This is a genomic window from Nocardia concava NBRC 100430 (assembly GCF_000308815.1).
GTDB classification, from domain to species: domain Bacteria; phylum Actinomycetota; class Actinomycetes; order Mycobacteriales; family Mycobacteriaceae; genus Nocardia; species Nocardia concava.
This window is the reverse complement of record NZ_BAFX01000198.1, coordinates 25532-45433: the sequence shown is the minus strand read 5'-3', so window position 1 is coordinate 45433 and position 19902 is coordinate 25532. Positions and strand designations below refer to the sequence as shown.

The window sequence follows — 19902 nt, the reverse complement described above, 5'->3', positions numbered from 1 at the left end:
TTCACGAACTCCCCTACTTGTACAGTGCCGGATTGACTCCGGTGCAGAACCCCACCGTGCACACCGTGACCAGCGCCCAGCCGATCATCAAGCCGATGCCCAATCCGCGGACCACCGCGTTCTTACTGCGGGCCATGAGAATCCCACCGATGAAGGCCGACGCCGCACTCGCCACGGCACCGGTTGCCAACACCGCCGCCTGACCCCCGGAACCGGACGACCCGGCCGAGCTCGCCAGGAGCACCACCACGACACCGAGTATCGCGTTGAGGACAATGAACACCAGCGAGCCGACAATAGCCATGCCGACGACCGTGCCGCCATTGCCGCCGCTGGGTGGCGGCGGCGGATAAGGCTGATACGGCGGCGGATTCATACTCATACGGCAACCTTTCGTCCCAGGATCCCGTCATAGGTGCCGCGCCGGTAGCCGATCCCGAGCCGCACCGCCGCCAGCACCAGACCCGGCAGCAGAAACCATTGCGGCCGAGTCAGATCCAGCAGCACGGTCTCATTGGCGCGCGTGAACTCGACCGCGAACCGGAAATAGGCGTAAGCCGCAACATACAGGGTGAACAGTTCGCCGGGGGCGGTGACACGAGTGCGCAACCACAGCAGCGCGACGAAAGCCAGCAATTGGAAGACGATCTCGTAGATGAAGCTGGGATGCATGGCCACCCCACTCACACAGCCCGGACATTGCGGAATGGTCGCGGGCGCGTGCACACCCCACGGCAGCCTCGTCGGCCGCCCCGGAGCCTCGGTCAGATGACATCCAATGCGCCCCACCGCCATCCCCAACGCCACCGCCGGCGCGAACAAATCCCCCGTGCGCTCCTTGTACCCAATGATCCTCTTGGCGACCAACACCCCGACATACGCACCCAACAGCCCGCCGAGCACACTGCGAGCCCCGAACATCCAACTCTCATACGGATCCAGGGTCTCGGTGATACTCGACAACCGCATCCCGATCGCCCCACCGACCAGCGCCCCGGTCACCGCAACCAGCGACTGCTCAGCCGGAGCATTCCGCCGCCGACATTCCAAAAAGAACACCACCGCCGCCACCGAAACCCCGAGCGCAACGAAGAACCCATGCGTCGGTATCCCGAAGGCCAACTCTGGCAGCATGGCCCCGAGCGTAACCAGCCCACCTCACGATCGTCCCGCGACCGCGCCGATCAACTACACGCGGCAAACAAGTAACCCGAACCGCCCCGGTTCACTCGGCGATCTTGGTCCGTTCGAACCACTGATAGACGGGCAGTGGGCCTTCCGCGGTCTCCGCCTGCCGCGGTGTAAGCGCGAAGTGCTCGTACCCATTGCGGTAGGCAATCTTGATCTCGGGGCCCGGCGGCTCTACCGGAACGATGCGGCTGGGCAGATCCTCGGGGCCGCCTTCGAGAAACGCTTTCACTGACATGACCACATCATCACTCGAGGTGTCCTCGCCGACCGGGTATTCACCGGATCATGCGACGACACCCTGCCTACGACGCGGTGACCCTGACGCGGACCTCGGCACAGAGTTCAATGCCGAACGTGTGGCTCTGGAACGGCTCCAGGATGGCCTCCTCACCACAGTGAAGCCGCAGGCCTTCCGGCCTGCGGCTTCGCTGTGTTGTGGACCTAGCTGGGCGTTATTCAAAACGCGCTGACCTGCAGAAACTCGAAACCACCCAGGCCAGAATCGAAGCCCGAAAGCCCTCAGCACTCCCCCGCCAACGCCAAAAGCCGCGGGCAGACCGCCCTCCAACGCCTCGCAGAATCGAACGGCGCCTCGGCCCGGCCACCGTCGACGAGCTCATTAGCGCGTACCGCAAAGGCACCTCCACCGCACAGCTCGCGACACGCTTCGGCATCGCCAAGACGGCAGTCCTCGGACTACTGAACAAGCGCGACGTCCCAAGACGGTTCCAGTCGATGCCCGCCAACGACATCGACAATGCCGAACGGCTCTACCTCGTCGGCCACTCACTGGCCAGCTGCAGCCGCCTCACCGGATTCCCCGCCAGCACCATCCGCGACGCACTCCGCGAACGGGGCACACCCATGCGCGCACCCGGTGGCCGTCACCAAGGACCGCAGTAACCACTCACCGAGTCAGCGTGTCGACACGCCGAGTCGTGAATCGAATTTCGCGCCAGAGCAATCTCATGGCAACCGCTAGTGGTCAGTCGCCACTCGAAACCGCCCGTGTGCGAACACCATGGTCGGCAACGGTCCGGAGTTCGGAGCGTGCGGACGGTAGGCGCGCACGAAGGCGATCAAATCGGGTTCGTTCAAACGACGACACCTTTCTCGGGGCTCGAGCGCGAATATCTTTGTGGAATACACGTTTTCGGCGGAACGGGATGTCTCAGGAATCCGAGCTCTCGGTGTCGCGGCGGGTGGGCGCTTTGCCGGCCTTGATCGGAGCTGTGGTCGGCGGGGGCAGAAAGAGGTTTCCCTGGATCCCGCCCATGGTGGTTCGGGCCGTGACCAGGCACCAGGTGAACAGCAGGCCCGCGAACGCGGCGACGGCGGCGACCCGGAACGCGGGCAGGTCGGTGTGTACGGCCAATTGCGCGGTGCCGGTCACGAAGGTGCCGACGGGGAAGGTCAGGCTCCACCAGGTCAGCGCGAAAGGCATTCCCGCTCTGACGGTTCGGAGAGTGAGCGCGGTCGCAAGAGCGATCCACAGGACCGCGAATCCCCAGACCGGAGTTCCGAAAACAACGGCGAACACCCGCATTCCGTCGGCGACGTCGGGCGTGGCCGCGAGGTGTGCGTTGTTCCCGAGTAAGCCTGCGGCCGTGATGGATTGGCCGAGGGGGCCGAGCACGATCCAGAGTGTGGGCACGCGTGCGGTTCCGGAGCTCCCGAAGTGCGTGAGGCGACTCCAGATCATCGTGATGATGATGATCGAGGCGAACAACGACAGTCCGAACATCGCATAGCAACCGTACAGCAGTGTCGCGCGGCCGGAGCCAGGCTTCAGATGAGGGATCAGCAGCGCACCCGTCGCGGCCGACACCATCGGCGGCACAACCGGCATCAGCCACCCACCGAACGCACCGTCGGACTCGACACTGTGCTGGGTGAACATCACGTACGGGACCATGACCGCCGTGAACAGGCCCCCCGCGGTGCCCGCGGTCCACAGTATCCAGTCGAGCACCACCGCCATGTCCGCACCGAGGATCGGTTGCCCGACCAGCAACCCACCGGCACCGACGGTGAGTAGCGCCATGGGCGCGGCACCATAGAAATGCGCCATCTGCGGATTGTGCAGATGGCCGCGCGCCACCGCCGAATGTCGGATCCAATGCACCGCCACCGCGAAGACGACCGCCGCCAACATCACCGTGGCGAGCATCCACACCACTCGAGCGAACACCAGCAATCCCGGGATTCGCACCGGCAGTGTGGCTGCCGCGTTCGCGATGATGCCGGTTCCCATGACGGGCGCGAACCAGTTGGGGCCCAGATGACCGAACACCTGCCCTGGCGACTCCAGCGCAGACAACAACCGACGCCGCGTTGTCGGGCCGCTCTCGCGAGTGCTGTCCATGGTGCCAGTCAAGCAGCCGAACCGGGGAGAACCGGTGAGCGAACGCGCGAGCCCGCGACGTGTTCACCTTCCCGAGTCGATCCTCCAGGTGTCGGGGATGCCATGAACGTCGTGTCCGACCGCCACCAAGCGTCGACCTGTGAAGCTGCACCGGCGCCACGGTCCGCACGTCAGGTGCTTCGGTGCTCGCGGCGGCGCCGGTGCGGCTCTGGCGGCGCATCCGGGGACTTGGACGATGCACCGCCGACCTGCGCTCGCCGTGGGCGCCGAGTGCAGGAAGCGGCCCGTGAGCCGTCGCTCGGTCACGGACAGGACCACCGCCTGACCGGAAGCATCGTTGCAGTGACCGGACTGACGGTGAATTCCATTCTGCGGCAGCCGATTCACACCCTGAAAGGAGTTGGGCGAGAGTGTTTCGCTATCCGGCCCTCCACTTCGCGGAGTGGATACCATGGGATGCACGGACAGCACATGCCGACTCCACCGGAGCCGACTACCGAGGGAGATGCTGTGGTCGGCTCAGGGGTTGTACCGATCGAGCGGCTCGACATGAGAACCACGGAAACCGAGGACGCGGTGCTCGTGGTCAAGAGCCTCGTGGTCGACCATCACGCGAAGATCACCGTGACCTCACCCGAACGAATTCACGTCGAGGTTCGATCGGTGACTGCGGAGGGTCTCGGCGCGGATCTGCTGCGGTTCTCGGGTATCGGCTACCAGGCCGACGGAGAGCCGTCCGATTCCTTGCTCGCGGCACAGCTCGTCGTCGGTCGAGGGCGCATCAACGTTGCCGGTCAGGATCTGCCGGTCGTCTCCGGGAATCCCATTCTGGTGCCGGCGCATTCGACATGGTCCGCCGACATGCACGACATGGTGTACGCGTTGGTTCGGCTCCCCTTGGCACAACTCGGTGAACACGCCGCGGACCTGTGCGATATGAGCGGCGGCCGCTTACGCTTTCACGCTCTGACACCGGTGGCCGGGACACAAACCTTCTGGAACAACCACTGCGCCTACTTACACCGGCAGCTGGTCGCCTCCGGCGTGAAGGCCATCAATCCACTTGTCTTGCAGGGACTCAAGCGATTGACCGCCGCAACGCTACTGACCACTTTCCCGAACACCACGATGACCGTGGCATATCTGTCCGAGCCCGCCCCCGCCGCACCCGCAGTGGTGCGTCGCGCGGTGGATTTCATCGATGGTCACGCGGCGGAGCCGGTCACACTGGCCCGGATCGCCGAGCACGCGCGCGTGACCCCCAGAGCATTGCAAGCGGCGTTCCGCCGCCACCTCCACACCACCCCGCTGGCCTATCTGCGCCGGGTCAGACTCGAGAACGCCCACCGTGACCTGCAAACGAGCGACCCCACCCAAGGGGCCACCGTGCGGTCGATCGCAGAGCAATGGGGCTTCACCCACCAGGCTCGCTTCGCGGCGTGGTACCGCGAGGTCTACGGCGTCCAACCGAGCCGCACTCTCCGGACCTGAGCATCGATGATTCGTCAGCACGAGTTCCCCCTGGCGCGGCGGGAGCGCACCGCCGAATTCCGTTTCCGCCGGGTTGATTGCCTCGACTCGGGTGGACTGGAAAGTGTTCGCATGGGCAGAGACTCGCAATCCCGCTCGCAGGAAGGGCGAGTCGAAAGGCTCAGCGCTTGCCGACCCTACCCACCCCGATCGGCATGTGGCCGGGTCAGCGGGTGCACGCCGGTCCCGGGCCCGGGTAGGACGGATCGTGCGCTTGTTCGACGATGTACGCGACTGCGGGCGACTGCGGCAGTTTGCCGTGTTCGAAGGTGTCGTTCGCGCAAATGTCCTGAACCCAAAGGTTCTTCACAATCGATCCGGGCCCCTGCTCGAGGAATGTCGCCTCCGGAGGCGTCGAGGTCTTGTCCACGCGTGTCGCGACCACCGTGTGGTCGATTCCGGGCATGGTATCGCCGTCGGCGTTCAATCGGGTGATGAAGTCGCTGCCATTCAGTTGCTGCACGGCGGCCAGTCCGACCACCCAGGCGGCGGGAGCACCGGCGGAACCCGAGGAGCCCGCGGAACCGGACGAGCTCCCGGCCGAACCGGAGGAGCTGCCCGCCGAACCCGAGGAGCTACCGGCCGCGAGCGCACCCAGTCCGTCCATGGTCGTGCCGTGGTTGGTGGCGGCGATGGTCACGAGTTCGCCGACCGCGCTCGATCCACCCTCGAACTTCAGAAACTGCCGAGCCATGGTGCCGCCCTGGGAATGTCCGACGATATCGACCTGGGCCGAGCCCGTGGCGGCGCACGCGGTCGACGAACGTCGCGAGTTCCTTGGCGGACCTTCGAATGTCACCGTTGCCGAACGAACCCGGCCGGGCGCCCATCAGGCTCGAGGTGTCCTTGCCGTAGTTGAGTGAGAAGACGCAGTAGCCGAGGGCCTTCAGCCGCGGCGACAGATCGTTCCAGGAGTTCTGGTTGCCCCAGGTGCCGTGCTCTTTCGCAAAGATGGGGCCGAGGACATCGATGGTGAACCCGAATGTGGCGGTGAGTTCGGTGTAGTAGCCGGTGACTTCGCCACGGTCGGCGAGGCCGGGCATGCAGATTCGGTGGCCGACCAGCTGCGTCGGTGTGACGGTGCGGGCGTTGGCGAGCGGGTGGCGGGGACCGAGGAGCAGTTGGTGCGGTTCGTCGATCACTCGGGCAGCGCGGATCGCCGTGGGGGGATGTCGCTGCGGGGGGACGGCGTGAAAGGTCGCATCGATTGTTCCCGCGTCGACAGCGGCGATCGCGGCGTCGACGTCGGCTTCGAGGGTGACGAGGTCCAACTCGATGTCGGGATGCGCGCGGTGGAACTCCTGTAGTACCACGGCTGTTACGACGCGCCGGGCGACGATGTCGACACGTAGTGCGCGGCGGCCAGGGCGCACGGAAGCGCCGACGCGCTCTGCGACCCGGACCAGCTCCCTGGCACGAGGTGGAAATGCCTGGCCATCGATTGTGAGCTGGGAGCCGCGGGCGGGCGAACAAACACACATCCAAATATCTCTCCAGCGTCGCGATGCGCTTGGAGACCGCCTGCTGCGTGATCGACAGCGCTGCGGCAGCTTCCTGGGACTGGCCTTCGTCGACGGCGGTGACGAAGGTGCGTACAGCGTTCAGGTCCATGCGAAACCCTCACTCGCACAACGTATCGTTGTGGCTCGCCGACGGTTCAGTTGTTTGATCCGGGTCTCTCGGGCTTGCTTTGATCACCTCGATCAACAGTGAGTTGTTCGAGGCGGGAGGTATGGATCTTGGTTTTCAGACGATCGCTGGGCCGACAGTTCGGATGGCTGTGGGCGTCCTACGCGGTCAGTGCCTATGGTTCTGGGTTGGGGTTCGGTGCGTTGCCGCTGATCGCGGTGCTGGTGTTGGATGCCAATGCCGTTCAGGTGTCCACACTGTCGTCGGTGGGACCGGCGGTGGGCGCGCTGATCGCGGTGCCGCTCGGGCCGTGGGTGGAGTTTCGCCGCAAGCGGTCGGTGATGATCTCGATGGACCTGGCCCGGTTCGCGGTCATGATGACGATCCCCGTCGCGTACGCCCTCGGGATGCTCAGCTTCGTTCAGTTGCTGGTCGTCTCGGTCGTGGTCGCCGCGGCCAAGATCGCCTTCGGGGCGGCGAGCGGGGCCTATCTCAAGGCCCTGGTCCGGCCGGACGATCTGCTCGTGGCCAATGCGCGGTTCGAGTCGACGAACTGGAGTTCCATCGCCATCGGGCCGCCACTGGGCGGCGCGGCGATCGGCCTGTTCGGGCCAGTGGTCACGGTGGTGGCCGACGCGCTGAGCTACCTGCTCTCCGCGTTGGGAGTCGCGGCGATTGGAGGCCGCGAAGAACCTGCGCAACCCGCCGACAGGCTCCGGATTCGAGCGAACGACCTGCTAGCGGGCTGGCGACACCTACTGGCCCACAACGACTTACGGGCGCTTTATCTCAACCAGCTGCTCGTCAGCGGACTGATCATGGCCACCGAGCCGCTGTTGGCGGTGCTACTGCTGCGCCAGCTCGGATTCGCACCCTGGCAGTACGGACTCGCCTTCGCCGCCCCCTGCCTGGGCGGGCTCATCGGCTCACGCCTGGCCGGGCGTGCCGTGGCGCGATATGGCCAATTCCGGATCTTGCGTACGGTCGGCGCGCTGCGCGGGGTGTGGTTGATCGGCCTCGCCTTCGTGCGGCCTGGGACGGTCGGCCTCGTGACGGTGATCGCCGTCGAGCTCGTGATCATCATCAGCATGAGCCTGTACACCCCGGTGCTCGCCACCTACCGACTCGAGCACACCCCCAAACAGCTGGTGGCCCGAACCCTTTCGGCCTGGTCCATCGGCAGCAGCGCCGCCATCGCCGTCCTCAGCGCGCTCGGCGGACTGCTCGCCTACGCGACCAGCCTACGCACCGCCATCGCGATCGTCGGGCTGCTGATCCTCGCCAGCCCTCTACTGCTACCCCGCCGCCAAGATTTTTCACCGACACCCGAACTTGTCGCGGCCGAGCCGCGGACGCCCGAAAGGCACAACTCATGACTGTCACCGCACTGGACGCGGCGAGCGCGTTGGTCATCGTCGACCTGCAGAACGCCACCATCCACGCTCCCACGGTCCCCAACACCGGGCCCGAGGTGGTGGCCCGGGCGGTCGAGCTGGCTCGCGCCTTCCGCGAACACAATGCCCCGGTCGTCCTGGTGCGAGTCACGGCCCGCGCGGACGGATCGGATGTCACTCCGGGGCGCAACGAGGTCCCGACCCGATCGGGTTCCTTGCCCGAAGGCTGGGATGTCATCGTCGATGACCTCGCCGGTCACCCGGAGGACATCACCGTGACCAAGCGGGCCTGGAATGCCTTCTACGGAACAGATCTCGATCTGCAACTGCGCCGCCGCGGCATCACTCAGATCGTGCTGGCCGGACTCACCACCAGCATCGGCGTGGAGTCGACCGCTCGTGCCGCCTACGAACACGGCTACCACGTCACGCTGGCGACCGATGCCATGGCTGATCTTGACGCGGAGGCGCACCGCAACAGCATCGAACGGATCTTCCCGCTCCTCGGTGAGACCGGTCGCACCCAGGAGATCGTCGAAATGCTCGCCGCGGGTTCAGATTCCGCGGTCGAGCATGTCCAGTAGCCGGTGGGTGAGGTCGTCGAGTTGGGCCGGTTCGAGGAAGCGCAGTGGGCCGTCGGCGGCGAGGTAGGCCAGTCCGTGCACGGTGGGCCAGGCGAGAAACTCTGCGCCGGACCGTCTTTCGGGCGGCAGCAGTCCGGCGTCGACCAGGCCGTTGAGAGCGTCGGTGAGCAGTTCGATCGCCGATCGGCCGGTGGGGCCCGCGGCGGCGGGTTCGGCGACCGCGGACACATCGTGCTGGGTCGCGAACGCCGTGCGGAACAGTCCGGGTTCCTCGCGGGCGAAGCGGATGTAGCCCGCGCCGACGGCACGGAAGCGCGCCCGGGCGGCGACGGCCGCGTCCTCGGTGTCCGCAATCGCTTCCTGTTCCGCGGTCATGGTCGCGGCCAGCCGCGCCAGCGCGAAGCGAGCGACGGCCTGCACCAACGCTTCTCGATCCTTGAAGTGCGTGTATGCCGCGTTCGGTGCGACACCGGCCCGGCGCGAGGCCTCCCGCAGGACGATCGCCTGCGGTCCACCACCTTCGCGCGCCATCGCCACTCCCGCCTCGAGCAGGGCTTCCCGTAGTGCGCCGTGCCGATAGGTGCTGCGGTGCGCCGGTTTCGCCGAAGTCTCGCTCATTTTTCAGTACCTGCCCTGGTCAGCCGGTTTTCTGGACGTTGTTCAGATTATAACTGGACAACGTCCAGAAGTCGTGTGTATCTTCACTTCTGTACAGCGTTCAGATACGAGAAACACCACCCACACAGGAGATTCACCATGCGCACTCTGATCAGCTCGGCCTTCGTTTCCCTCGATGGCGTCGTGGAGGCTCCCGGCGGCGAACCCGGCTACCGCAACTCCGGATGGACCTTCAAGCACACCGAATTCGTGCCGGATGCCTTCGAGATCAAGGGCCGCGAACAGCAGGAAGCCACCGCGATCCTGCTGGGCCGCACCAGCTACGAGGCATTCAGCCCGGTATGGCCGGACATGGCGGACTTCGCCGAATACAAGGAGATGCCCAAGTACGTCGTCTCCACCACCCTCACCGACGACGACCTGGTCACCAACTGGGGCGAAACCACCATCCTGCGCTCACTCGACGAGGTCGCCGCGCTCAAGCAGACCGAGGGTGGCCCGATCATCGTGCACGGCAGCGCGTCCCTCAACCAGGCGCTCTCGGACGCGGGCCTGATCGACCGCTACCACCTGCTGGTCTTCCCGCTGCTGCTCGGCGCGGGCAAGCGCCTGTTCTCCGCCACCGACAAGGACGCCCAGAAGCTGCAACTCGTCGAATCCCAGGCCTACGCAAACGGCTTGCAGCTCAACGTCTTCGACGTCATCCACTGACCATCGGCCCCACCCCGCGAACCCGGACCCACCCGCGCACGCATGGGGAGGGCGCGTCCGCTGCCCTCCCCGAATGACCACCCGATATCGAAGGAACCACGGTGAAGATCACCGCACTACTCGCCACCGCGACCGCCCTGGCCGCGGCCGTGCTCCTCACCGGATGCACCACCGACACCTCCCCGGCCGCACCGACCCCCGGTGCGTATGCCGACGTGAACGGCCTGCACATGTATTACGAGATCCACGGAACACCCTCCAGCGCACCACCATTGGTGCTGCTGCACGGCGCGCTGTCCGGGATCGGCACCGACTTCGGCCAACTCATCCCGGAACTGGCCAAGACCCGCCAGGTCATCGCCATCGAGCAGCAAGCCCACGGACACACCGCCGATACCGACCGGCCCCTGCGCGAGGAATGGATGGCCGCCGACACCGTCGCGCTGCTGCACTCGATCGGCGTGCGGCGCGCCGACCTGCTCGGCTACAGCATGGGCGCGGGCATCGCCCTGCAGATCACCCTCACCCACCCCGACCTGGTGCGCAAACAGATCCTCGCCGCCGGCAGCCTCAACGAGAACGGGCTCCGGCCCGGCCTGCTCGACGGCATCGCCGGACTACAACCGGAAATGCTGCACGGCACCACTTTCCACACCGACTACCTCAAGAACGCACCACGCCCCCAGGACTTCCCACAACTGGTGTCCCGCATCCGCGAACACGACACCAATGCGATGCCCCGATTCCCGATCACCGCCGTGCGCACGGCCACCGCGCCGACTCTGACCGTCATCGGCGACTCCGACGTCATCCGCCTCGACCACGCCGTCGAGATGTTCCGCGCGTTCGGCGGCGATATCCAGGGCGACACGCCCGCCGGACTACCCAAGGCCCAACTGGCCATTCTGCCCGGCACCTCCCACATCAGCCTCGTCCACCGCCCCGACCTTCTCCTGCCAGTCATATCCGCCTTCCTCACCGATGCCCCTGCCCGGCCGACCGCCTGAAGGATCACAGTTCGGTAGTACACCTGGTCGGAGGCCACGCAAATCGACGGCTGGGGTGGTCGGAACAGAGCGTCGCGGACGTGGCGGGTCGGTAGTCAGCGGGTCCGAGTTGGGCGAGTTCAGCGTCGATGTCGGCCTCAATGGTCAACCGCGGCAGGTCTCCGTAGTCCCCCTGCCGCTCCGTGCCGGCACCGAATTGTCCCGAAGCCAATTTTCGATGGGCGTTGCGGCACAGGAGTGCGAAAGACTTGAGCTACTTCGAAATCGATGATCTCGCGAGGTCCGAAACCGGTGGAGATGCTCACCGCGATGTGTCCGTGCATCAGATCCTGCTCCTGATGAGCACCCACCCTGCACGGTCGTGGACCATCGCCGAACTGGCTGTGCGAGTTCATCTATCCCGGGCGGCATTCACGCGGAGGTTCACCAAGACGTACGGCAAGGCCCCGATCTCCATGCTGACCTCGATCCGCCTGGAAATGGCGGCCGAAATGCTTTGCAGCACAAACAAACCACTGGATCTCATCGCGAATCACGTCGGCTATGGCAGTGCCTTCGCCCTGAGTAGGGCGTTCAAGCGAGAATACGGACTGAGTCCACGCGACTACCGACAAAACTCGTCGTCGGAAAGACCCGAGCAGAGGGTCGACGCCGGTACCGGCCGGAGCCTTGGTCCCGCCCTGTCAGCGACTCACAAAGACTGACCCCCGGCAAGTTGGTCCGAGCGGTCGGATTCGGCGAGTCGCGGACACAACCTCGGTGGCGATCGAATACCACCATTGTTCTTCATTTCATCGGTCGGCCCGGCTGGCGCTCGCCTCCACCCGGTCGGCGAGGAGCACTTGGGCCTCAAGTGTCCGGTGTAGCGCCTCCAAGCCATTGAAGCCGCCGACCCCTTTGGCCGCAGTTGACTGGAATGCCCGGTTTGAGGACTTACCTTGACTAAACATCACGTAGGTGCGCCAGCCTCGTCCGATGCGTCTGACCCCTGAACCGATTGTGGTGGACAGCTGCCAGAGCGCCATGGCGACCTTCTTATGTAGATGCGCCTCACATTCCCGGCATGGATCGTCTCGTTGATCCGAGGCGAAAGCGTGTCTCGCTACGGCTGAGGCAGCCCTCGCGGTGGCTCTGTTCGGTAGCGGCCGAGGAAGGTGGCGACCGCCTCTCGGGCGACGAGCGACAGGTCGTCGTCGTGAATCCGGTCGCCACACAACGAAAGCCGGTTGAGCGGAGCGCCGATCGCCAGCCACACGAACTGCTCGGCCGCGACGCTGGGGTGTTCGATGCGCAACTCGCCGCGCTCGGTGAGCTCGGCGAGCACCTCGGCAAGGGTGTTGACGTTGCGATCCCAGCTCCGGGCGACGTAGTCCCGAGCGACGTCGGGAAGGGATGCCGCCTGGGTGGCGACCAAGGTGCGCATCTGCATCACCTCGACACTGAGGATTCCCGCCTGCAGCGCAGAGGCCAGCCGATAGAGGTCCTCGACGAAATCGGTCGAGTTCAGCAGGGCGATGGCGTACGGCCGCAACGCGTCGTACCCCTGATCCACCCAGTCGCGGACTACGGCCGCGAAGAGCAGGTCCTTGGATCGGTAGGTGCGATACAGCGTCTGCTTGGACACGCCGGAATGCGCCGCGACGGCGTCCATGGTCGCTCTATCGAACCCATGTCTGACGAACTCGTTTCGAGCGATGGTCAACAACTCCGCACCACTACTTCCTCCGGGACGGCCCCGACCGCGCGCACTAGACATGACGCCATTTTAGTACTTGACAGTTCAAAAATGCACGAATACCGTACGAGTAAGTACTAAAACCGAGGAGTTCGAATGCTCGTCGTTGGAATCGCGGTAGCCGCGTTGGCGGCATTCGTAGCCAGTTCCGTCTACTACGCTGTCGTCACTCCGCTGGAGCGGCGAGTGCTCGGTGCTGCGGCAATGGACCGCGGCGGGCGGCCCGCACCATGGAAGGTGGCATCCGAGCTGCTGCGGACCGTGGTCGTGGCAGCGATGTTCCATTGGGTCTCATCACGCTCGGGCATGCAATCGGTATCCGGAGGCCTACTGCTCGCGGTCGTACTCTGGATCGGCTTGCCGGTCATCCTGCTGACCGGGTCGATCATGTGGGAGCGTGTCGCGCCGGTCACTGCGGGCATGCACGCAGGCGATTGGCTGCTCAAACTGACATTGCTGGGAGTTGTTCTCGGCCTTGTTCATTGAGGCCGACCCGTGCCGAAAGGACACAATCCATGACACCCACTCCCCACCGACGGAGCCCCATCGACGTCGAGTTCACCGCAGTCCTACAACGCAGCCCCGCCCCAAGCGGTTGGACCTACGTCGTCATGCCCGGCTCCGCCGAATACTTCGGCACCCGCGGCTTGGTAAAAGTACGTGGCACCATGGACGGCAAACCATTCCGCAGCTCATTCATGGCACTCGGCGACGGAACCCACAAACTGCCGGTAAAGGCAGATCTCCTCCGTGCCCTGGGCAAGTCGCCCGGCGACACCATCACGGTACGACTTGACGAACGGATCGCCTGACCGAGACGCCTGCCCTCTGCTGGAGTCGATCTCCAGTACCGCAACGTGAATGCGCTCGTGCCGCCGAAAGCAGCATTGGCAGTCGCCACACCACCGGCCCTCGCCGCCATACGAACGGACCAACCGTAACCATCCGTCTCGCCGACATGAGGTCGATTCGCCAGGTACCTCAGATCAACGAGACTGCGTCAGCCTCAACGAGAGTCGGCGCCGAGGCAGTCGCCCACCACCTGCACGCCGCCGTGCCCGCCACGTGGGTCGGCGGGCGCGGCCTGGTGCTGCGAGCGATGTAATGGGACGGTACGAAGCCCGCTCACGCCATCGTCACGAAGACACCGATGGCCCGCACCGAATCACGCATCAAATCGTCCGACATAACTGTTCATTGGTCCGAAGTCGACGCCGCGTACCTAGCGAAATCCGACCGATACCTCGGCATCGCGCATTACGACCAGTCATCATCGCTCGCCGCCATCGATGGCCCGATAGCGGAGAACCGCCGCCAAACCAGAAGCCACTCGAGGGGACAGTTTGGAGTTTCTTCGTAAAGAGCGGCAGATTGGGAACCGAGTGGGGCATCGTTGGCATCTTGATTCGCGCGATCCTCATCGGCGGAATCGGTGTGGGTTCGGCGACCACGGCCCGGCAGGTCGCTTCCGCGGAGGATGACCCGTCGCAGGTCCACAGCTCCCAAGCGCGAGCGAAAACCCTGCACCGCAACAGATCCGAGTCCCTTCGACCGCCGCGTTGCCCCGGGGCCAACGTCAATGATTACCTACCAGCGACGCCAGCACCTACGTAACTAAGTGCGGCTGGATTACTGGTACTGGCGGTCGGCCATACAACTAGGAACGCGGCGCCGACATCCACCACGGATTTCTCAGCCTCGCCGCAACGCTGATCGGCTGGCGATGACTCAGCAATCGGACCCGCTCGCAGCTCTAATGTCACGACGCCGAAATCGGTCCACCGCGTCCGCGATGGACCGATCGATCCAGTGGACCTAGCTGGACGTTATTCAAACCGCGCTGACCTGCGGAAACTCGAATCCAGCTGTGCCAAAATCGACGCCGGACGGCCCTCAACGCTCCCCCGCCGACGCCAGATGCCTCTCGCGGACCGTCCACGCCAGCCTCGCAGAATCGAGCGGCGTCTCAGCTCGGCCGCGGTGGACGAGCTCATCCACGCGTATCGCGACGGCACCGCCACCGCACAGCTCGCAGCGCGCTTCGGCATCTCCAAGACCGCGGTCCTGTCTCTCCTGAGCAGCCGTGAAGTCCCCAGGCGCTTCCAGTCGATGAACACAGACGACATCGACAACGTCGAGCGGCTCTACCTCGCTGGCCACTCACTAGCCAGCTGCAGCCGCCTAACCGGATTCCCTGCGAGCACCATCCGCGACGCACTCCGCCAACGCGGCACACCCATGCGCGCACCAGGCGGTCGCCGAGAAGCACCGCAATAGCGCAGACGCTGACTCGGCGTGTCGACACGCCGAGGCCTGCATCGAATTTCTTGCCACAGCAATCGATCGGCAATCGATCGCATCGCTAGTCGCGACCCGATATCGCCCGAGGACCATCATGCCCATCGACACCGATCTCGCAGACGATCCGCCACAATCGCCCACCTCTGATCCCCCTGCGGCAGATGAACCGGGCGGCGGCGCACAAGCGAACCGGCGTGCGCACGCCTTCTTCTGGTGTGAACTCGCCACCGCCGCAACCATCAGCATCACCGGCAACGCCACCCACGCAGTACTGCACGCCCAGACGCTCACCGCGCTGGCCGCAGCAGTCGCGATCGTGCCGCCGATCGCATTACTCGCGGCGGTACACGGCGTCACGATCCTGCTGCGTGCGCACGTCCATACCCGCCTGATCCACACACTCGCAACCCTGATGACAGCCCTGATCGCGGTCGGCGCGTTCAGACTGTCGTTCACCGCGTTGCGTGACCTCGCCGGAGTAGCCGGAATTCCGGGCATGGATGCCTGGCTGTGGCCACTGATCATCGAAAGATCCATGACACAGGCAACTGTCGCGATACTCGCGCTCGCCCATTCACCGCGTGCGCAGAAACAGGCATCGCCCGCACCACGCACCCTGTCAGCACCGAGTGCACGTCTGATCGAGGAGTTCAATCTGGGTGCGGACGCCGAAGTTGCTCATGTGCACGGCTATAACGAGCCCGCCCACACAATCACCAGCCCAGAAGGTCCGCACGAACCACTCGGCGGTGAACCACCAGCCGGAGGTTGGTCGCGGGTCGCCACCACGATCTGTGACCGCGATCCAGCCCGCCGCCGCGACCCGACCGAAGTCGCCATTGTCTTGTCGAAACACTTCGACCAGGGTCGGACTCCCACCCAGATCTCCCGCGAGATTCGACGCAGCCGGTCCACTGTCAGCAGGATCATCAGCGACGCCGCTCAATTCGGGGCGGTTGCCCGCAGCCCGAAGGTCCGAACGGATAGACGGCAAATCAACAGCCCTACGCAACTTTGACCGTCTGTCGATGTGACACCACCCGGTTACGGGCTCGTCGAGCTGCAGTACGCATACCGACCCGACTGCCGTTGCAACCAGGGAGGACCAGTCCTTCTTCATCATCTCGTAGAACCCCCAAGATCGTGCGCTGACCGGGCGAGATCGGGGGTTCTCCTATTCTGACCTGCAATTTCACGATCCCGAGACCTCCCATCATGTCCGCCCGAAACCCTTGGGTTCCCACCATTCGGGCCGCAAAATGGCACGCAAAATGGCACTGGAATTCCCATCGCATCCCACTGGTTCCGTCCCTCGGCCGTTCCGGGGTGCACCAGGATTCAGACCTGGCTGCCGAGCTCATGCCGATCGATACCCCGTGTGCCGACGAGACGGGTTCACCGGGGGCAAGTCCAACGTTCGGCAGCGCAGGCACCGCACCGCAGGCTTCACCTCTCCTGCACCGGCGACTTCCATCCTAGAGTTGTCCCATGGCTCGTACGTACCAGGAGAAGACGATCAAGCTGTTGTTCGGTGGGGCTCGCAAATGCGCGTTTCCAGGCTGCAATACCGCGCTGATCTTCGAGGACAGAGGCGCGTTCTCCGTAATTGCCGAGATTGCACACATCCGTTCGGAAAAGCCCAACGGACCGCGATTCGATCCCACGTTCCCGCTAGACGCCATCAACCTGCCCGAGAATCTCCTGCTCCTCTGTGGAATCCACCACAAGCCGGTCGACGAGCACGCTTCACGTTATCCAGTTGAGGAGTTACTGCTCTGGAAGGCCCGCCAAATATCAGATGGAACCAAGCGAGACCTATCAGATGGGCAAGTGGCACAGATCTTTCAGCACTACGAGCTGACCGCGCTTGGTCCCGAGGGATTCCAGAAGACCTGCCAGGCCCTAGCCGTCCACACGCTGGGGCCGAAGACTGATGTCAGCAAGAGAATGTGGTCACGCCCTGGTGGATTCGACGCCACACTCGATGGACGTGCAATCGGGTACCCCAGCTCCGCCGCACCATGGGACGGGTTCATTGTGCTGGAAGCGCTGTACTTCATCCGCACCGACGAGGTCCGGCGAACTCTACCGATGTTGCGGCAGAGGATCGATGATCGCTTCGACCGTTGGCGGGACGAGGAAAAGTACAGGCACCCTGACTACGTCATCTTTGCCACCAACCTCTCGCTTGTCCCCACGTCCAATCAACACGGCGGACCCTTGGACGAGTTTCACCACCGGCTCGGAATGTCTTCTGAACGCTTCGGTTTGAAGGACATCGTGATCTGGGACGAAGCTGCGATCGCCGATCTACTCGAAACCTACGCAGAAGTTCGACTTGTCGTCAGCACCCTAACCGCATCCAATGAGTTGCTGAATAGCGTACTAGGGCAGGTAATCACAAGGACCCCGTAGTTCGTCGAGGCCACGACCCGTGGTACTTCCGCCTGCATGCGTTTGGCAAGTCCGGGTCCGAGAGACGTTCACGATGCCTGCAGAGCACCGAAAATCGCTGTGATCCTGTCGGTCTCACCGGCTACCGTGGGCGCATGGACTTCGATCTGCCGTGGCCTCACGGTGATCACACGCTCGACGCCAACGGCGCGCCCCCGGATCAGCGGCCTTCTTCGCCGCCAGTCAAGGGACGTTCTACGGACGGATCAGAGGCTTCCGAACAGCAGCCGAACTCGCCTATACCCAGATGATGAATGACTTTGCCGACCGGGACTTTCTGGTGTTTCCGTTCGTCAACAACTGGCGCCACGCCATCCAGCTGCAGCTGAAAGACACACTTACTCTTGGCTATCGGCTGCACCGGCTCACGCCGAACGAGAAGTTGAAGCGTACGCACAACCTGTCCCAGCTCTGGGAGCAGACGAAGGCGATGGTCGCTTCGACAGCGGCTGGCGCTGTCAGCTCGGCCGAGCTGACTGTGCTAACCCGGATTATCGGGCAGCTGACCACCATGGACCACGACGGCCAGGAACTGAGGTACCACCTGCGGACCAATGGGACGCCCACGCTGCCGAATCACGAGTACATCAACCTGCCGACGTTTCACGAGGTACTGCAGTCAGTCTCGGCTTTCGTGGAGGCCGCGGCGACGTGCCTGCACGAGTCCATCGAATTCGAGCGTGAGATCGCTGAGGAGTTCTCCGAGTGACAACAGCCAGTGCGCCGGTGAAGATCCCTGTCTTCGATCCGATGATGACTAAAGCCATTGCGAATGTGTTTGGGCAGACCGACCATCGGCGGCTCGATGGCAGCCACCTGTAGCGCCCACTCCCGCCTGCAGGTCTCCTACGATGCGAACCAGACGACACCGCCCAATTGGCTCAGGTAGTCGGACAACCGCTTTAGCATGATCCTCCCGTCAGTTGGCCAATCGGCCAGAGGTTTGAGACAGGAATCGGCTTGTGCGATAGCTCTTCAAGCCGAGCGGCCTCGCTGCGGCGACCTTCGTCGGCGCAACACGCGGTCCTTCTCCTCATCGACGCAGAGCTGATCGAGGCGAGTTTGGATGTAGTTCTGGTTGTAGCCTTGTAACACCAGCTTTCGGCGGTTGGCTTCGAGCCAGCACCAGAGGGCTTCCGCGTACACCTTCCCGCGTTGATGCCTACGCAGGGACCCGCGCGCGGTCTTGATCACAGCATCCGTCTCTGCGGCCACTAACCGAGTCAGCTCCGGCTCGACAACACCTTTCAGCCTCATCCGCCAAAAGCATGCGGCCTCCCAAACGGCAAAAACTTGCGACCACTCCTGCGGGGCAAGGTGAATCGCGCCCATCCTGGTGATGCACCGCTGGGCTTGCTTACGTGCCCGACCGATCAGGAACTGTACGCATTCGGGGTCAATTGGACGCAGGGTGGAAAGGAATGCTTGATGCTGCGCCAACCGCGTCGGGTCAGGATCCGCGATCATCGCATCGAGTATCCCGATGCCCTCTGCGGTAGCCGGCAATCCCTCGAAACCCAGTGCGGCGTTCACGACCATTGCATTGGCCCAGGCATCCTCGGCGGCGTCGCGCAGGAGCAGCTTGTTCCCGATACCCCATTCGCGATGCGCCATGGCGCGCAGCCGCGCGTCCTCGGCGCTGATCAATTCGAGTCGCACAACAACGTCCTGAAGGCGTGCCCCGGGCTCGGGTCCCTCGACCGTCCATGGGTCGCGTCCGAACAGTTCCGACCACAGTTGTTCAGTCGGTGAAGTGTGCGGACGCTTCCAGTAGCAGTAATGGCGCGCGACCGCGTATCCGTCAACCCATCGGCAGTCGAGCGGCGCGCCACCAGCAAGACCTACCAAAGTGCCGAGGAGATTCTGGTCGTATCGCGCGTTGTAGGCGGTGAACACCTTGCCTACCAGTTGCGGCCTGAGTTGTGCCCACACGCTGTCAAACGTCTCCGGAGTCGGCTGACGAAACTCGGCCTGCGGGAATGGATCTGGCAAAGGTGAGGACCCGAAGAGTCTAGCGTGGTGCGAAATATCGTCACTGAGGTCCCACCGTCCCTGAAGGCGTTCTCGCTCAGTGGGCGTCCGCATCGAATGGGCTTGTTCCACCTCGTCTTCCTGTCGATCGACCCATTCGTTCCATGACATCGAGCAGAGCGGACTGAGAAATCTGATCAACGTGGCCTGCTCAACTTGCTCGGCGCTGAGCTCACAAATACCTAGATATCCGACAGGTGTTCGAAAACCGCCAGGCTCTACGTCGACCGAGACGATCTCACCCATGAATCCCCCAGATCCCAATGCTCGAATACTGCTGACAGCGGGATCTTCTCAGGCACAACCGACACATCCGCCGTCCACGACCTAGCCGATCAGTGGCCTACCGGCT

The 19902-nt window shown here is 64.1% G+C and carries 20 protein-coding genes and 2 pseudogenes; 12 read left to right on the top strand and 10 right to left on the bottom strand.

The window, feature by feature from the left end; genetic code table 11:
* Positions 1–13: 13 nt before the first annotated feature.
* From ON43_RS38890 to ON43_RS38880, 3 genes are all read right to left on the bottom strand, one after another.
* Positions 14–382 (bottom strand): hypothetical protein, encoded by a 369-nt coding sequence (locus ON43_RS38890; protein WP_157514387.1) that lies wholly within the window; start codon positions 380–382, stop codon positions 14–16.
* Positions 379–1134 (bottom strand): prolipoprotein diacylglyceryl transferase, encoded by a 756-nt coding sequence (locus ON43_RS38885; protein ID WP_040815719.1) that lies wholly within the window; start codon positions 1132–1134, stop codon positions 379–381. Before ON43_RS38885 ends, ON43_RS38890 begins: the two co-directional genes overlap by 4 nt.
* A gap of 91 nt (positions 1135–1225) precedes the next feature.
* The gene (locus ON43_RS38880) at positions 1226–1426 is read right to left on the bottom strand and encodes a DUF5988 family protein (RefSeq protein WP_040815718.1); all 201 of its coding nucleotides are present in this window, start codon (positions 1424–1426) and stop codon (positions 1226–1228) included.
* Between the two features lie 500 nt (positions 1427–1926).
* Here ON43_RS38880 and ON43_RS45335 point away from each other — a divergent pair, with 500 nt between their 5' ends.
* Positions 1927–2094, top strand: a complete 168-nt coding sequence (locus ON43_RS45335; protein WP_157514386.1) for a hypothetical protein — start codon at positions 1927–1929, stop codon at positions 2092–2094.
* A gap of 268 nt (positions 2095–2362) precedes the next feature.
* On the opposite strand, the gene ON43_RS38875 is transcribed toward ON43_RS45335, so the two are convergent.
* Positions 2363–3556 (bottom strand): TDT family transporter, encoded by a 1194-nt coding sequence (locus ON43_RS38875; RefSeq protein WP_083914190.1) that lies wholly within the window; start codon positions 3554–3556, stop codon positions 2363–2365.
* Between the two features lie 549 nt (positions 3557–4105).
* On the opposite strand from ON43_RS38875, the gene ON43_RS45330 reads away from it, so the two are divergent.
* A complete protein-coding gene (locus ON43_RS45330) occupies positions 4106–5047 on the top strand; it encodes a helix-turn-helix transcriptional regulator (protein ID WP_051179957.1) in 942 nt (313 codons plus the stop codon).
* Between the two features lie 205 nt (positions 5048–5252).
* On the opposite strand, the gene ON43_RS38865 is transcribed toward ON43_RS45330, so the two are convergent.
* The 3 genes and pseudogenes from ON43_RS38865 to ON43_RS46595 all read right to left on the bottom strand — a co-directional run.
* On the bottom strand, positions 5253–5885 hold the full coding sequence (locus ON43_RS38865; protein ID WP_157514385.1) for an esterase/lipase family protein: 633 nt from the start codon (positions 5883–5885) through the stop codon (positions 5253–5255).
* A gap of 298 nt (positions 5886–6183) precedes the next feature.
* Positions 6184–6567 (bottom strand): annotated as a pseudogene (locus tag ON43_RS47270) (LysR substrate-binding domain-containing protein); the annotation flags it as partial.
* Positions 6568–6607: 40 nt separating this feature from the next.
* Positions 6608–6697: pseudogene (locus tag ON43_RS46595) on the bottom strand (hypothetical protein); the annotation flags it as partial.
* Between the two features lie 128 nt (positions 6698–6825).
* Between ON43_RS46595 and ON43_RS38860 the strand changes: the two are divergent.
* Positions 6826–8091, top strand: a complete 1266-nt coding sequence (locus ON43_RS38860; RefSeq protein ID WP_245568994.1) for an MFS transporter — start codon at positions 6826–6828, stop codon at positions 8089–8091.
* Entirely contained in the window at positions 8088–8693 is a 606-nt protein-coding gene (locus tag ON43_RS38855; RefSeq protein WP_040815716.1) for an isochorismatase family protein, read from the top strand. The genes ON43_RS38860 and ON43_RS38855 overlap by 4 nt, the downstream gene beginning before the upstream one ends.
* Here the strand turns inward: ON43_RS38855 and ON43_RS38850 are convergent.
* Positions 8664–9311, bottom strand: coding sequence for a TetR/AcrR family transcriptional regulator (locus ON43_RS38850; RefSeq protein WP_040815714.1), 648 nt, complete (start codon positions 9309–9311; stop codon positions 8664–8666). The two genes, ON43_RS38855 and ON43_RS38850, sit on opposite strands and share 30 nt — an antisense overlap.
* 138 nt (positions 9312–9449) lie before the next feature.
* Between ON43_RS38850 and ON43_RS38845 the strand changes: the two genes are divergently transcribed.
* The 3 genes from ON43_RS38845 to ON43_RS38835 all read left to right on the top strand — a co-directional run bounded on the left by ON43_RS38845 (position 9450) and on the right by ON43_RS38835 (position 11733).
* The gene (locus ON43_RS38845; RefSeq protein ID WP_040815712.1) at positions 9450–10022 is read left to right on the top strand and encodes a dihydrofolate reductase family protein; all 573 of its coding nucleotides are present in this window, start codon (positions 9450–9452) and stop codon (positions 10020–10022) included.
* 101 nt (positions 10023–10123) lie between these two features.
* Positions 10124–11029 carry an alpha/beta fold hydrolase gene (locus tag ON43_RS38840; RefSeq protein ID WP_040815710.1) on the top strand — a complete coding sequence of 302 codons (906 nt, stop codon included), beginning with the start codon at positions 10124–10126 and terminating at the stop codon, positions 11027–11029.
* A gap of 248 nt (positions 11030–11277) precedes the next feature.
* Positions 11278–11733 carry an AraC family transcriptional regulator gene (locus tag ON43_RS38835; RefSeq protein WP_051179951.1) on the top strand — a complete coding sequence of 152 codons (456 nt, stop codon included), beginning with the start codon at positions 11278–11280 and terminating at the stop codon, positions 11731–11733.
* 398 nt (positions 11734–12131) lie between these two features.
* Here ON43_RS38835 and ON43_RS38830 read toward each other — a convergent pair whose 3' ends face one another.
* On the bottom strand, positions 12132–12785 hold the full coding sequence (locus ON43_RS38830; protein ID WP_083914187.1) for a TetR/AcrR family transcriptional regulator: 654 nt from the start codon (positions 12783–12785) through the stop codon (positions 12132–12134).
* 75 nt (positions 12786–12860) lie between these two features.
* Here ON43_RS38830 and ON43_RS38825 point away from each other — a divergent pair, with 75 nt between their 5' ends.
* The 5 genes from ON43_RS38825 to ON43_RS38800 all read left to right on the top strand — a co-directional run bounded on the left by ON43_RS38825 (position 12861) and on the right by ON43_RS38800 (position 18228).
* Positions 12861–13250, top strand: a complete 390-nt coding sequence (locus ON43_RS38825; RefSeq protein WP_083914186.1) for a DUF1761 domain-containing protein — start codon at positions 12861–12863, stop codon at positions 13248–13250.
* 29 nt (positions 13251–13279) lie between these two features.
* Entirely contained in the window at positions 13280–13576 is a 297-nt protein-coding gene (locus tag ON43_RS38820; protein WP_040815705.1) for a DUF1905 domain-containing protein, read from the top strand.
* A 1583-nt stretch (positions 13577–15159) separates the two neighbouring features.
* Positions 15160–16083, top strand: coding sequence for a DUF2637 domain-containing protein (locus ON43_RS43190; RefSeq protein WP_051179947.1), 924 nt, complete (start codon positions 15160–15162; stop codon positions 16081–16083).
* Positions 16084–16553: 470 nt separating this feature from the next.
* On the top strand, positions 16554–17480 hold the full coding sequence (locus ON43_RS43185; RefSeq protein WP_051179946.1) for a hypothetical protein: 927 nt from the start codon (positions 16554–16556) through the stop codon (positions 17478–17480).
* A 289-nt stretch (positions 17481–17769) separates the two neighbouring features.
* Entirely contained in the window at positions 17770–18228 is a 459-nt protein-coding gene (locus tag ON43_RS38800) for a hypothetical protein (RefSeq protein WP_157514384.1), read from the top strand.
* A 266-nt stretch (positions 18229–18494) separates the two neighbouring features.
* On the opposite strand, the gene ON43_RS45320 is transcribed toward ON43_RS38800, so the two are convergent.
* On the bottom strand, positions 18495–19796 hold the full coding sequence (locus ON43_RS45320) for a 3'-5' exonuclease family protein (RefSeq protein WP_157514383.1): 1302 nt from the start codon (positions 19794–19796) through the stop codon (positions 18495–18497).
* Positions 19797–19902 lie beyond the last annotated feature (106 nt).